At 46.5% G+C, this 14,652-nt stretch carries 1 protein-coding gene; it reads left to right on the forward strand.

Going from position 1 to position 14,652, the window contains the following annotated elements; all coding sequences use genetic code 11:
• Window positions 1–17: 17 nt before the first annotated feature.
• Window positions 18–14,633, forward strand: coding sequence for an SDR family NAD(P)-dependent oxidoreductase (locus FR7_RS23460; protein WP_064448904.1), 14,616 nt, complete (start codon window positions 18–20; stop codon window positions 14,631–14,633).
• Window positions 14,634–14,652 lie beyond the last annotated feature (19 nt).

Genomic DNA, 14,652 nt, shown 5'->3' on the forward strand with positions numbered 1-14,652 from the left:
ATAGGTAGGAGGCAAATATGAAGGATTTTCTGGAGTATATTCTGTATGAAGTAAAAAACAAACGCTTACTAAAAGCAGATGCGGTAGATTTGATACATCAATTTCAAATGAAAACGGTTTCAAAACATGATTTGCTTCATCCGTTGTTACAGCAAAACACTTCTGACTTATCTAGGCAGTGTTTCAGTTCCAGTTTTACGGGTATGGAGTTTTTCCTGAAAGATCATATAGTAAAGGGGCAGCGTGTACTGCCTGGCGTGGCATATTTGGAAATGGCCCGGGCTGCAGTAAAACTGGCTGCAGGGCCATTAATGGAAGGGAAAACTGGAATGCGCCTGAAAAATGTGGTTTGGGCTCGGCCAATAGCGGTAGGGGAAAGAACAGTTCAGGTACATATAGAGCTTTCTTCAGAGGAGAATGGAGAGATTGCCTATGAGATTTACAGTCAGCCGGAAGATGATGCTGAAGAAGCTGTAATTCATAGTCAAGGGAGTGCTGTTTTTACAAATTTTATTGAGAAAAAGGAAATGCTGGATCTTGGGGCATTGAAAATGGAGTGCAGCCAAAGTATTTTATCATCGACTCAATGTTATGAAGCATTTAGCAAGATGGGAATTGCTTATGGACCAGGGCATCAGGGGATTGAAACACTGTTTTTAGGAGCAGACAAAATAGTAGCGAAACTGACATTACCTTCTTCTGTAATGGATACTCAGGATCAGTTTATCCTGCATCCCAGTATAATGGACTCCGCCCTGCAGGCATCCATGGGTCTGATGATTGGCTCCGGCAGTCTTAAACCCGCGCTGCCCTTTGCCCTGCAGGAACTGGAATTAATGGAAGCCTGCACCTCCAGTATGTGGGCAGTAGTACGGTACAGCCCGGGCAGCAAAGGGGAAGATAAGGTACAGAAACTGGATATTGATCTATGCAATGAAGAAGGAACCGTTTGTGTACGCATGAAGGGCTTTTCTGCAAGAATCCTGGAAGGAGAAATCGATTCAGGGGCAAAGGAACAGATCGGCATGTTACGATATCAGCCCGTCTGGAAAGAGGAGCAGGCAATAGTGGAAACAACTGCCTCCCCATATCTTCAGCATGTGGTAATGCTCTGCGAGCTGAAGGAAAGTATTCAAGAAGATCTGGAAAACCATCTGCCTGGAGTACGCTGCATTACCTTACAAGCCGAACAGAAAAACATCGAAGAAAGGTTTCTGTCTTATACTGAGCAGGTATTTCAGGAAGTGAAAAAGATACTGGAGAACAAGCCCAAAGGGCAGGTACTCTTGCAGCTTGTCATTTGCAGTCAACAGGAACAGCGGCTCTTTTCCGGTCTTTCCGGACTGTTGAAGACGGCTCATCTAGAAAACTCCAAACTGATTGGACAGGTAATTGAGGTAGAAGATACGGAACAATTGGCGGAGAAACTGCAAAAAGAGAGCAGCATGAGCTCGATAAACAGTCATATTCGCTATCAGGATGGCAAACGATGGGTTGCTGAGTGGAAGGAAATGAAAGATACGCAAGATACTGTGAAGATTCCCTGGAAAGACCAGGGAGTCTATTTAATTACAGGAGGAGCAGGAGGGCTGGGCCTTAGTTTTGCTCAGGATATTGCCCGGCAGGCAAAATCAGCCACCATAATCCTTACAGGCCGATCTGCCCTCACCCAAGAAATGCAGACGAAATGGCAAGGAATTGTGACATTGGGAGCACGGGTGGAATATCGGCAGGCAGATGTAACAGATCAGCAGGCCGTGAGTCGTTTGATTGAGAAGATTCAAGAAGAATTTGGCGGTTTGCATGGTATTCTGCATTGTGCCGGGGTAATCCGCGATAATTTTATCTTGAAAAAGACACAGGAAGAAATGCAGGAAGTTCTGTCACCCAAGGTGCTGGGGCTGGTGAATCTGGATCAGGCTGCAAAGGACATGAAGCTGGATTTCTTTATCTTGTTTTCCTCCATAGCCGGCAGTCTGGGGAACGCAGGCCAGGCTGATTATGCTGCTGCCAATGCCTTTATGGATGCTTATGCCGAATATCGCAATGATTTGGCTGCCCGGCAGCAGAGGCATGGGAAAACGCTCTCCATGAACTGGCCGTTGTGGCAAGATGGCGGAATGGGTGTTGATGAAGCAACGAAAGAAATGATGATGCGCAGTATGGGTATGATTGCGCTGCAGACAGCAAGCGGTATCCAGGCGCTGTATCAAAGTATAGGCGACGGGAAAAATCAGGTAATGGTAATGGAAGGCAAGATGATGCGAATGAGGCAGAAGCTGCTTGCAGTTACAAACCCCATTCCTGTCCAAGCAAAGATATCTTCAGAATCGGATGCCAATGGGCAGATTGATTCGAGCCAGCTGCTGGGCAAAATAGAAAATGCATTGATGCAGGCAGTATCCCAGCTGCTTAAGGTGAAGCTGTCTGATATCGATATCAGTACAGAATTGAGTGAATATGGTTTTGATTCCATAACATTTACGGAGTTTGCCAATAAGCTGAACCAGGATTATAAAATGGAATTAACTCCTACCGTATTCTTTGAATACCCAACCATTCAAAGCTTTGCAGAATATTTGACAGAAGAGTATCGATCTTTGCTGGCATCACAATTTCTAGCGTCAGACAAGGCAGATTGTTTAGAACAGCCAGTGGTAAATGAGCCTAAAGAAAATCTTAAAAATAAAAGGCAACACTCTCAATTTGCAAGAATGATGCCGCCAGTTTTAGCAAACACAGAAGAAAGTGACAAAGAACCTATTGCGATTGTGGGAATGGCTGGGAAATTCCCCAAAGCAAAAGATGTAAATGAATTCTGGGAAAACCTGCTGGAAGGGAGGGACTGCATTGCAGAAATTCCCCCCGGCCGATGGGATTGGCGGGAATATTACGGCGATCCGGCTAAAGAAGTCAATAAAACCAATATCAAATGGGGTGGTTTCATTGATGGTGTAGAGGAGTTTGATCCCTTGTTCTTTGGGATTTCTCCCCGGGAAGCTGAACTGATGGATCCTCAGCAGCGTCTCTTAATGACATACGTCTGGAAAGTCATTGAAGATGCCGGATATTCCCCTCAGGATTTGTCGGGAACGGAAACGGGAATTTTTGTGGGGACTGGGAGCAGCGGTTATGATGGGCTGATTTCTAAGGCAAATGTAGCAATTGAAGGTTATTCTTCCACGGGAATCGTTCCGTCAGTAGGTCCGAATCGGATGAGTTATCTGCTAAACCTTCATGGACCCAGCGAACCGATTGAAACGGCATGCTCCAGTTCCTTGGTAGCCATCCACCGGGCCGTACAGGCTCTGGAAAGCGGTGCCTGCGAAATGGCAATTGCCGGGGGTGTCAACACGCTCGTGACACCCGATCTTTATATCAGTTTTAATAAAGCAGGCATGCTTGCAGAGGATGGACGCTGCAAGACCTTCTCCGATCAAGCGAATGGCTATGTGCGGGGTGAAGGAGCAGGAATGCTGCTCCTCAAGAAACTAAAAGATGCAGAGTCTGCCGGAGATCATATTTACGGGATCATTAAAGGAACTGCTGAAAACCATGGAGGACGTGCCAATTCTTTAACGGCACCCAATCCCAAGGCACAGGCCAAGCTGCTGGAAACTGCGTATACAAAAGCAGGAATTGATCCTAGGACCGTTACCTATATTGAGGCTCATGGAACGGGTACTGAACTTGGCGATCCTATCGAAATCAATGGACTGAAGGCGGCATTTAAAGAATTGTATGAAGCAACAGGAGATGCTGAGGTGACAAATAGTCATTGTGGCTTAGGTTCTGTGAAGACGAATATTGGTCATTTAGAGCTTGCAGCAGGAGTGGCGGGCGTGATCAAAGTGCTGCTGCAGCTGCAGCATAAAACCCTGGTGAAAAGTCTTCACTGCGACAAGGTGAATCCATATATACAGCTTACAGACAGTCCCTTTTATATTGTCCAGGAAAAAAGGGAATGGAAATCCCTGCAGGATGAGACGGGAAAAGAGATCCCAAGACGAGGGGGAGTGAGTTCCTTTGGTTTTGGCGGTGTGAATGCTCATGTGGTAATTGAAGAATATATCCCTCCAAGACGCAAACAAGAGTCAATACCAATTAATGACCACAATCCAGCATTGATTGTATTGTCAGCCAGGAATGAAGAGAGGCTGAAAGAGCAGGCACAGCAGCTGTTGCGTGCGATTAAAGAAGAAGGATTTTCCGATTGTCATTTAGCTGACATGGCTTATACGCTGCAAATAGGACGTGAAGCTATGGAGGAACGTTTGGCAGTGATGGCAGGTTCTATTAAGGAGCTGGAAGAAAAGCTGCAGAGCTTTGTGACGGGGCAGGATAATAATGGTTTATATCGAGGGCAGGTTAAGCGCAGTAAAGATACGGTTGCTATTTTTACTGCAGATGAAGATTTAGAAAAGGCGGTTGATGCCTGGATCAGTAAGAGGAAATATGAGAAGATTTTAAATCTGTGGGTCAAAGGGCTAGCCCTTGACTGGAACAAAATATATGGAGCTGCAAAGCCTCAGCGAATCAGTCTGCCTACCTATCCTTTTGCCAGGGAAAGCTACTGGATACCGAAGAAAGAACTGCAGTTTGCAGCCAGCACCATTGCAAAGCTAACACCTTTGCTGCATCGGAATACGTCTACTTTTTCTGAGCAGCGGTTTAGTTCAACCTTCACTGGCCAGGATTTTTTCCTGAAGGATTATTCTGTGAAGGGGAAGCGAATCTTCTCAGAAGCTGCTTATCTTGAAATGGCCCGGGAGGCTGTGAGCCAGGCAGCGGGTTTCTCAAAAGGACAGATGGAGATTCGGCTGAGCAATGTGTTATGGATGCAGCCTTTCGTTTTCAGTGAAGAGGAATTTGATATGCATATTGAACTAATACCGGAGGAAAGCGGTCAAATTGCCTTTGAAATATATGGTCAGCCTGGAGGCAAAAATAAAGAGGCTATCGTATATAGCCTGGGAACTGCTGTACTGAATGGAGTCCCTGGAAAAAGCATGCCGTTGGATTTGGCTGATCTTCAAGTGCAGTGCAGCGGCAGATGTTTTAATGCCAGTCAATGTTATGAGGCGTTAGCTGGTATAGGGATTGATTGCGGTCCAGGATACCAAGGAATTGAGGCAGTATATGCAGGAACGAAACAAGTACTTGCTCAATTGACATTGTCTCCTTGTGTCTTAGACACGCACGACCAATTTGTACTGCACCCCAGTTTGCTGAATTCAGCTATTTGGGCATCCATAGGTTTCATGATGGATTCAGAAGAATGTGAGACGAGGCTGCCAGCTGCCTTGCAGGAACTTGAAATTCTTGGTCCTTGCTCACCTGCCATGTGGGCTTGGATTCGTTACAGTGAAGGCAGTGCTGCTGCTGCTTCATTACAACAGTTTGATATTGATCTGTGCGACACCCAGGGTAAGGTTTGCATACGTATGAAAGGTTTGGAAATGCAAGGGGATACAGAAGAAAGCACGTCTGGCGATTCTGTAGAGGTGGCAAGACAAAGCATGGCAGTTCCTAAAAAACAGGAAGCTTTTGAAATGATGACATTTGAAGAAACCTGGCAGGAGCAAGCTTTGTCAAATCGTGGTCCGGCTAAGATCAGAACACTGGTTTGTTTTCTGTCCAATGCAGAAAATCAAAACAAGGCAGCAGAAGAGCTTCAAACCCTTGATCCGCAAACAAAAATACTCTTCATCTCTCAACATCCAAATCATACAGCATCCTCCCATACCATTTATTCCATTTCCCGCAAAGATCCTTCTAGCTATGAACAGGCATTTCAAAGCATCCGGGAGGAGTACGGCGAGATAGACGGGATGCTGTATCTGTGGCCAATAGAAGATGCCACATGTATTGAAGACTATTCCGTCATTGTGTATCTGCTGCAAAGTATTGCTGCCGTAAAACTAAAAGCCAGGCGAGTCTTGCTGGGAGCACAGTTTGAAACAGGGCTGGAACGCTGCTATCTGGATTCCTGGATTGGTTTTGAGCGCTCTTTAGGGCTTGTTCTGCCCAATACGCAAGTAGCTGTGATGTATCAAAAGAGCAGCGGGCCAGATGCAAAATCGACTATGGAAGATTGGCTGACCAAACTCTGGTCAGAACTGGAGACCGAGAAACTCCAAAGCGTTTTCTACCAAGGGGGAAAACGCTATGTATACCAGGTTCAGGAAACGTTTCTAGAGACAGGCAGCAGCCTTTTACAGGCAGGAGGAACCTATCTCATAACAGGAGGGTGCGGAGGACTGGGCTTTCTATTTGCCAGGCACTTTGCCAAAACCCATGGGGCGAATCTAATCCTAACAGGCAGATCAGCCCTGGATGAGGAAAAGCAGGCAAAAATCCGGGAATTAGAAGCACTAGGCAGTCATGCCCTATACCTGCAGGCAGACAGCTGCGATGTAAGCAGTATGAAAACCGCTTTGGGAGAGGCGAAAGCAAAATATGGCAAGATTCATGGAGTGATTCATGCAGCAGGTCTGGCAGGCAGCCAAAGTCTATTTGAAAAAGACCTGGCAGGATTCAGCAAGATAATCGAACCGAAAATTAAAGGCACTCTGGTGCTGGATGAAGTGCTTCAGGAAGAGGCACTTCATTTTATGTGCTATTTTTCCTCTTCCTCTGCCATTCTAGGGGATTTTGGTTCTTGTGACTATGCCATCGGCAACCGTTTTCAGATGGCGTATGCTAACTATCGGCAGGAAAAGCAGCTGGAGGGAAAGGCATATGGCAAGAGTCTGGTGATAAACTGGCCTCTATGGAAGGATGGAGGAATGGGAGTCGGTGAGGAAGAGAACAGCAAGCTCTATTTAAAATCCAGCGGTCAGCGTTTTTTAGAAGCGGAAGAAGGCGTTGGGATATTTGATCAATTGTTAACACAAAACAAAACCCAGCATTTAATCGTAGTTGGAGAGCGCAGCCGGGTACAGCGCTTTTTAAGGCTGTCATCACAAGAACAGCCTGTTATAGCAGCAGCGACTATTTCCATGTCTGGCCGCCCGGGAAGACGAGCCGAAATGAAGGGGTTTACCCTGGAGCAATGCATTGAGTGGGATCTGAAAGAACAAGCCAGCCAGCTGCTGAAAATTCCACGGGACAAGTTGGAGCAGGATGAAAATCTGGCAGATTTTGGTTTTGATTCCATAAGTTTAGCTCAATTTGCAGGAATATTAACAAATCATTACAGCATCGAATTTACTCCTTCTTTATTTTTTGGATATTCAACACTTGAAAAATTAAAGAAATACTTTTTAATCGAGTATCAGGAGACCATGAAGGAGTATTACCAGGAATCTGCTGCTGAGGATATCAGCGAGAAAGTTCCAGTAATTGTAATGGCATCCAAACGGCAGGCTGCTAAGAAGTCTAGATTTGCAAGACAAAAGACTGTCCTAGCCTTACAGGAGCAGGAGCCCATTGCCATCATCGGAATGAGCGGCCGCTTCCCGGAAGCCAGAACCGTAGATGAAATGTGGCAGATTCTTGCCGCAGGCAAAGACGTAATCCAAGACTTTCCGGCAGACCGCTTCTCAGGAAAAGGGAAAAGTCCATATCAATACGGTGCCATTCCGGGAGTCAGTGAATTTGACCCGCTGTTCTTTGAGATATCCCCCCGGGAAGCCGAAAGCATGGACCCCAGACAGCGGCTGCTGCTGCAGGAATCATGGAAGGCCTTAGAAGATGCAGGCTATGGAAGCGCCCAGATCCAAAAGAGTAAAATCGGTATGTTTGTGGGAGTGGAAGAAGGGGATTATCGCTTGCTGCTCAAAGAAAAGAGCAGCATTACGTCCAATCATAATGCCGTTTTATCGGCCCGCTTAGCCTATTTCCTAAACCTAAGCGGACCGAATATGGCAATTAATACGGCCTGCTCCTCCGGCTTAGTGGCAGTACATCAAGCCTGCCAAAGCATCCGCCAGCAAGAATGCGACACCGCCCTGGCGGCCGGCGTGAATCTGCTGCTGACACCGCAGATGTTTCAAGGGATGAGTGAAGCGGGTATGCTGTCAGAGGACGGGAAGTGCTTTGCCTTTGATAAAAGAGCCAATGGGATGGTTCCAGCGGAAGCGGTTGCGGTAGTGGTACTAAAACGCCTGTCCCAGGCAAAGGCAGATAAAGATCCGATCTATGCCGTAATCAAAGGAAGCGGTATTAACTATGACGGAAAAACCAATGGAATCACCGCTCCCAGTGGTGCTTCCCAAACGAAGCTTCTAAAATCGGTGTATGATCAGTACCAGATAAACCCCGAAGACCTTGAATACATTGTCACTCATGGGACGGGGACGAAATTAGGAGATCCCATTGAAGTCAATGCTCTGTATGATGCATTTAAAGACTATACGAAAAAGCAGGGCTACTGCGCCCTGACGTCGACCAAGACCAACTTTGGACATGCACTGGCGGCTTCCGGTCTGGTGAGCTTAATTAGCCTGGTTCAGGCATTTCGTCATGAAACCATACCAGCCAGCCTTCACTTTCAAGAAGAGAATGAATACATTCATTGGTCGGGAAGTCCGTTCTATGTAAATAAAGAAAGCAAAGCTTGGCCTGAACAGGAAGAAAAGAGGAGAATGGGTGGGGTAAGTGCCTTTGGAATGAGCGGTACGAATGTGCATATGGTACTGGAAAGCTATTCGGAGAACAGGATAGAAGTACAAAAACCATTCCCCTGCTATCTGCTGGCCTTTTCTGCCAAAACCCAAGAGAGCCTGCAGGAAAAATGCAAAGAAATGATCGTCTGCTTAGAAACGGAAAAGGCAAAAAGCTTAGGGGAGATTAGCTTTACCTTGCTGGAAGGGCGTCAGCACTTTGCCCATCGCTGTGCAGTGGTAGTGCAGGACAAAGAAGATGGGATCTATGTACTGCAGCAGATGGGGAGTAAAGAAAAACTCCCCAATCTGTTTAAAGGGACAGTAGCCCGGGATTTTACAGGGCAGAAAGCGATCGAGGAATATGGTCAAGAGTTGTTAGCGCAAAGCTTCTCCCAGCAGGCAGATATAAATCGCTATAAAGAGATACTGCATGCTTTGGCAGATCTCTATTGCCAGGGATATGACCTTGCCTGGCGGCAGCTATATGGTGAAGAAAAACTAAACCGTCTTCATCTGCCCGGCTATCCCTTTGCAAAAGAAAGCTATTGGGTGCCGGAGATGGAAAGTTCACTCACTGACAGGAGCCATTTAGGAAGTGCAACAGTCCTTCATCCCCTGCTGCAGCAAAATACATCGGATTTTTCAGAACAGCGTTTCAGTTCCAGTTTTACGGGCGAAGAGTTTTTCCTGAAAGATCATGTGGTGAAGGGGCAGCGTATACTGCCTGGGGTAGCGTATCTGGAAATGGTCCGGGCCGCAGCCCAGCAGACAGCAGGAGCATTAATGGAAGAAAAAACAGGGATGCGGCTGAAAGACATAATTTGGGCACAGCCGATAGTAGTGGAAGAAGAGGCAGCTCAGGTACACATAGGACTTTTCCAAAAAGAAAATGGAGAAATATCCTATGAAATTTACAGTCAGATGAAAGACAATGTAAAAGAGGCTGTTATACATAATCAGGGGAGTATTGCTCTGGTAAGTTATTTGGAAGAAAGGAAAGTTTTAGATCTGAAAGCATTGCAGGCTGAATGCAGCCAAGGCACTTTATCAGCTGCTCAATGTTATAAAAGACTTAAAGCAGCAGGAGTGGAATATGATACGAGATACCAGGGAATCGAGAGTGTGTATCTGGGAGTGGATCAGGTCCTGGCTAAGTTAATGATCCCTTCTTCTATCTTGGATACCCAGGAACAATTTAACTTGCATCCATGTTTACTAGATTCGGTTATGCAGGTAATCGGTCTGCAGATGGCTGCCGAATGTTGCAGACCTGCTGCTATCATTGCTTTACAAGAACTTGCAATAATTGGTCAATATATTTCAGCACCTTGGGTTCGAATTTGCAGGGATAGGAAGTCGGAAAGATTTGATGTGGATTTCTGTGATGATCAAGGAATGGTTTACATGCAAATGAAAGGGCTGGAAATACAGGCGTATACAGAAGAGATGAATATGATACCTTCTGAAACCAATTCCCTATACCCTGAGATTCACAACAGCCAGTATCCAGTTGCCCAAGGAAGACGAGCTGAAATGAAGGGATTTACCTTGGAGCAATGTATTGATTGGGATTTGAAGGAGCAAGTCAGTCAGCTGCTTAAGATCTCCCGGGATAAATTAGATCGGGAAGAAAACCTGGCAGAGTTTGGTTTTGATTCCATAAGCTTATCCGAATTTGCAGGAATCATAACAGATCATTACAGCATCGAATTTACTCCTGCTCTATTTTTTGGATACTCAACGTTAAAAAGTTTAACTCAATACTTTTTAACAGAGTATCAGGATGTTATGCAATTGCATTATCGAGAAGCTGTTATGGAAGAGGGCAGACAAGTCGTTCAGGCAGTGCCGGCAGCTACCTTACCCTCTAAACGTCAGACCTCGACACAATCCAGATTTATGAATAAATCAGTTTGCCAGGAGATACAGGAGCAGGAACCCATTGCCATCATCGGAATGAGCGGCCGCTTCCCGGAAGCCAGAACCGTAGATGAAATGTGGCAGATTCTTGCCGCAGGCAAAGACGTAATCCAAGACTTTCCGGCAGACCGCTTCTCAGGAAAAGGGAAAAGTCCATATCAATACGGTGCCATTCCGGGAGTCAGTGAATTTGACCCGCTGTTCTTTGAGATATCCCCCCGGGAAGCCGAAAGCATGGACCCCAGACAGCGGCTGCTGCTGCAGGAATCATGGAAGGCCTTAGAAGATGCAGGCTATGGAAGCGCCCAGATCCAAAAGAGTAAAATCGGTATGTTTGTGGGAGTGGAAGAAGGGGATTATCGCTTGCTGCTCAAAGAAAAGAGCAGCATTACGTCCAATCATAATGCCGTTTTATCGGCCCGCTTAGCCTATTTCCTAAACCTAAGCGGACCGAATATGGCAATTAATACGGCCTGCTCCTCCGGCTTAGTGGCAGTACATCAAGCCTGCCAAAGCATCCGCCAGCAAGAATGCGACACCGCCCTGGCGGCCGGCGTGAATCTGCTGCTGACACCGCAGATGTTTCAAGGAATGAGTGAAGCGGGTATGCTGTCAGAGGACGGGAAGTGCTTTGCCTTTGATAAAAGAGCCAATGGAATGGTTCCAGCGGAAGCGGTTGCGGTAGTGGTACTAAAACGCCTGTCCCAGGCAAAGGCAGATAAGGATCCGATCTATGCCGTAATCAAAGGAAGCGGCATTAACTATGACGGAAAAACCAATGGAATCACCGCTCCCAGTGGTGCTTCCCAAACGAAGCTTCTAAAATCGGTGTATGATCAGTACCAGATAAACCCCGAAGACCTTGAATACATTGTCACTCATGGGACGGGGACGAAATTAGGAGATCCCATTGAAGTCAATGCTCTGTATGATGCATTTAAAGACTATACGAAAAAGCAGGGCTACTGCGCCCTGACGTCGACCAAGACCAACTTTGGACATGCACTGGCGGCTTCCGGTCTGGTGAGCTTAATTAGCCTGGTTCAGGCATTTCGTCATGAAACCATACCAGCCAGCCTTCACTTTCAAGAAGAGAATGAATACATTCATTGGTCGGGAAGTCCGTTCTATGTAAATAAAGAAAGCAAAGCTTGGCCTGAACAGGAAGAAAAGAGGAGAATGGGTGGGGTAAGTGCCTTTGGAATGAGCGGTACGAATGTGCATATGGTACTGGAAAGCTATTCGGAGAACAGGATAGAAGTACAAAAACCATTCCCCTGCTATCTGCTGGCCTTTTCTGCCAAAACCCAAGAGAGCCTGCAGGAAAAATGCAAAGAAATGATCGTCTGCTTAGAAACGGAAAAGGCAAAAAGCTTAGGGGAGATTAGCTTTACCTTGCTGGAAGGGCGTCAGCACTTTGCCCATCGCTGTGCAGTGGTAGTGCAGGACAAAGAAGATGGGATCTATGTACTGCAGCAGATGGGGAGTAAAGAAAAACTCCCCAATCTGTTTAAAGGGACAGTAGCCCGGGATTTTACAGGGCAGAAAGCGATCGAGGAATATGGTCAAGAGTTGTTAGCGCAAAGCTTCTCCCAGCAGGCAGATATAAATCGCTATAAAGAGATACTGCATGCTTTGGCAGATCTCTATTGCCAGGGATATGACCTTGCCTGGCGGCAGCTATATGGTGAAGAAAAACCGAACCGTCTTCATCTGCCCGGCTATCCCTTTGCAAAAGAAAGCTATTGGACATCAGGCAGTGGGAGTCCATTTGTCAGCATAGGCTGCGAAAGGGAGAACTTGGTCCTTCATCCCCTGCTGCAGCAAAATACATCGGATTTTTCAGAACAGCGTTTCAGTTCCAGTTTTACGGGCGAAGAGTTTTTCCTGAAAGATCATGTGGTGAAGGGGCAGCGTATACTGCCTGGGGTAGCGTATCTGGAAATGGCCCGGGCTGCAGCCCAGCAGGCGGCAGGAAGAAGCGGGAAAGAAAACGTTGGGATACAGATGAAACATGTGGTTTGGGCTCGTCCAATGCTGGCAGGAGAAGAGGCTGTTCAGGTACATATAGGACTTTTCCCGGAAGAGAATGGGGAGATTGCCTATGAAATCTACAGCCATTTGGATGAAAGTCTTGAAGAAGCAGTGGTGCACAGCCAGGGAACTATCCTATTGCGTCCGGCATGTGAAGTTCAGTTGCTGCCGATAGAACAGATACGGAATCAGTGCAGTCGTGGAATGTTGAGTTCCTGCCAATGCTATGAGCAATTGCGAAAGATGGGACTGGAATACGGACCAGGGCATCAGGGAATTGAAACATTGTACATTGGGGACAATCAGGTTCTGGCAAAACTGCTGCTGCCTGCCTTTCTGTTGGATACGCAGGATCAGTTTATCCTGCATCCCAGTATAATGGACTCCGCCCTGCAGGCATCCATGGGTCTGATGATTGGCTCCGGCAGCCTTAAACCTGCGCTGCCCTTTGCCCTGCAGGAACTGGAATTAATGGAAGCCTGCACCCCCAGTATGTGGGCAGTAGTACGGTACAGCCCGGGCAGCAAAGGGGAAGATAAGGTACAGAAACTGGATATTGATCTATGCAATGAAGAAGGAACCGTTTGTGTACGCATGAAGGGCTTTTCAGCAAGAATTCTGGAAAGGGAAATTGATTCAAGGGAAAAAATTGACATGTTACTGTATCAGCCTGGATGGAAGGAAAAAAGCATTGATCGAGCAGCGGCAGCCCCACACATTGACCAGCACGTGGTAATCCTATGCGAGCCGGATCAAGGAATACAAGAGAGTATGGCAATGAATATGAATGGAGTACGTTGTATTGCTTTGCAAAGGAAAAGAGGAAGTATCGCGGTACGGTTTCAAAAGTATGCAGATGAAATTTTTGAAGAGATTCGAGCCATTCTCAAAGAGAAGACAAATAGCAAGGCCTTAATTCAGATTGTAATTTTCTCCAAAGAACAGATGCCGTTCTCTGGATTCTCAGGGTTATTAAAGACGGCTCATTTGGAAAACGCAAGACTGGTTGGACAAATTATTGAGGCAGAACCTGAGGATAGTGCTCAAAGCATCAGGGAAAAACTGATAGAGAATAGTCATCAGCCCTTCGACAGTCATATTCGCTATCAGGATGGCAAACGATGGATTGCTGAGTGGAAGGAAATGAAAGATACGCAAGATACTGTGAAGATTCCCTGGAAAGACGAGGGAGTCTATTTAATTACAGGAGGAGCAGGAGGGCTGGGACTTATTTTTGCTCAGGATATTGCCCGGCAGGCAAAATCAGCCACCATAATCCTTACAGGCCGATCGGCCCTCACCCAAGAAATGCAGACGAAATGGCAAGGAATTGTGACATTGGGAGCACGGGTGGAATACCGGCAGGCAGATGTAACAGATCAGCAGGCCGTGAGTCGTTTGATTGAGAAGATTCAAGAAGAATTTGGCGGTTTGCATGGTATTCTGCATTGTGCCGGCGTAATCCGCGATAATTTTATCTTGAAAAAGACACAGGAAGAAATGCAGGAAGTTCTGTCACCCAAGGTGCTGGGGCTGGTGAATCTGGATCAGGCTGCAAAGGACATGAAGCTGGATGTCTTTATCTTGTTTTCCTCCATAGCCGGCAGTCTGGGGAATGCAGGCCAGGCTGATTATGCTGCTGCCAATGCCTTTATGGATGCTTATGCCGAATATCGCAATGACTTGGCTGCCCGGCAGCAGAGGCAGGGGAAAACGCTCTCCATAAACTGGCCGTTGTGGCAAGAGGGCGGAATGGGGGTTGATGAAATAACGAAAAAAATAATGATGCAGAATATGGGGATGATTGCACTGCAGACAGCAAATGGTATCCAGGCGCTGTATCAAAGTATAGGCCCAGGGCAAAATCAGGTAATGGTCATGGCAGGGAAAGCAGATCAGCTCAGGATGGCTCTGGAACAAAATCATCCTGATGAAAGGGGTGAACACAGCAGTGTATATGCTGCTGCAGGCGACAAAATCATAAATCAGGATTTATATCAAAAGCTTTTCGATGAAATAGCAGCCGGAGTGTTATCAGAAGAAGAATTTAGTACATTAATGAAGGTGTGAAGAGGGGGAGAAAAAGAGA

It is taken from the genome of Pelosinus fermentans DSM 17108, from assembly GCF_000271485.2.
GTDB lineage: Bacteria > Bacillota > Negativicutes > DSM-13327 > DSM-13327 > Pelosinus > Pelosinus fermentans.